Source organism: Sphaerisporangium sp. NPDC051017 (genome assembly GCF_040683095.1).
In the GTDB taxonomy this organism is placed as follows: domain Bacteria; phylum Actinomycetota; class Actinomycetes; order Streptosporangiales; family Streptosporangiaceae; genus Sphaerisporangium.
In genome coordinates this window covers 1-1158 of sequence record NZ_JBFBCI010000163.1, presented here as the reverse complement: position 1 = coordinate 1158, position 1158 = coordinate 1, and the positions used below count along the sequence as shown (strand labels likewise).

At 52.3% G+C, this 1158-nt stretch carries 2 protein-coding genes; one reads left to right on the top strand and one right to left on the bottom strand.

The features are described from left to right. Positions 1–105 precede the first annotated feature (105 nt). Positions 106–735, top strand: coding sequence for a SagB family peptide dehydrogenase (locus AB0M95_RS41045; RefSeq protein ID WP_363777227.1), 630 nt, complete (start codon positions 106–108; stop codon positions 733–735). Between the two features lie 123 nt (positions 736–858). Here AB0M95_RS41045 and AB0M95_RS41040 read toward each other — a convergent pair. Continuing rightward, the coding region (locus AB0M95_RS41040) for a hypothetical protein (RefSeq protein ID WP_363777224.1) at positions 859–1158 on the bottom strand (300 nt) is incomplete at its 5' end.

Here is a 1158-nt window from a genome sequence, read left to right as displayed (position 1 = left end):
GACAGTTCCCCGAAATTGTCCGTGCCTTCTTCCGGAAGCCGAACCTCGCCTACATAACTCAATAGATCGTCCAGATCAATCATTTCGTGTTAATACATGCCGCAAGTGTCTGAGCAATCAATAACTCTGCCGGACCCCCGTAAGAACTTAAATTCTTCGGTTCACGAGGTCCTGTCGAACGACGAGTCACCTGACAGGCCGAGCATCCTCATGAGCCTCGACGATCTCTCGACCTTCCTGTGGTTCGCTTTTGGACAGGTCGGAATAAAGAAAACGCCAGCCTCGGGCAATCAAATCCGAAAAGCAAGCCCCTCAGGGGGTAGCAGGCACCCCACAGAAGCATATTTACTGGCCCTTGAATCGGGCGACCTTCCTTCTGGAGTTTATCATTATAGCGTTCGCGATCACGCACTGGAGTTCATCACTACCGATATCGACCGCGAATGGACTGCCCGTTATGTTGTTGAAAAGCCTGAGTGGATGGATATTGCGCCCACCATGGCGATAATTCTCACCAGCTGCGTTGAGCGGAGCATGTTCCGCTATCGAGAGAACTACTCATATCGCCCGATACATCATGACGTCGGCCACGTTTTGGAGACTGCATCCCTCACAGCAACAGCTCTCGGCTACAAGTATTTTCGAGGATTCTCTGTGAACGACCGCGAGGTCAGCGCTAAGCTTAGAATTCCGAGACTAACGCAGCCCACTATGGCATTTATGCTTCTCGGCTGAGACAGGAAATAGACCTTGACATATCTCCTCAATGAATTCATGCGAATCCGTCTCGAGAATCCTCTCAAGTGCGATCTTCTCCTGGAGGGCCGGTCATATCTACTGCCAGATATCCGATGCCTCTCAGTCCTTGCTTCGTTGAACAAGCCGGCAAGTAAAGAGCAGTTGATCGCCAATTTCCGGAAAGCTCTGGATACTACCGACGAGTCGAGTATCAAGCACTTGGTCGACCGTCTCATCGAAACCCGAATACTCCGCCCTTCGTCCAGTGAGCACGAGCTGATGCCACAGGTTAGGGTCTGGCAGAAGTACGGCTGGACGGACGCTTTTGTCGACGACGGGTGAAAACTGACCCTGTGGCGACGGCCGAAAACTGACCCCCTTCAGTTCACTCTGGAGGGTGATCAAGGTGGAGGACTGGGC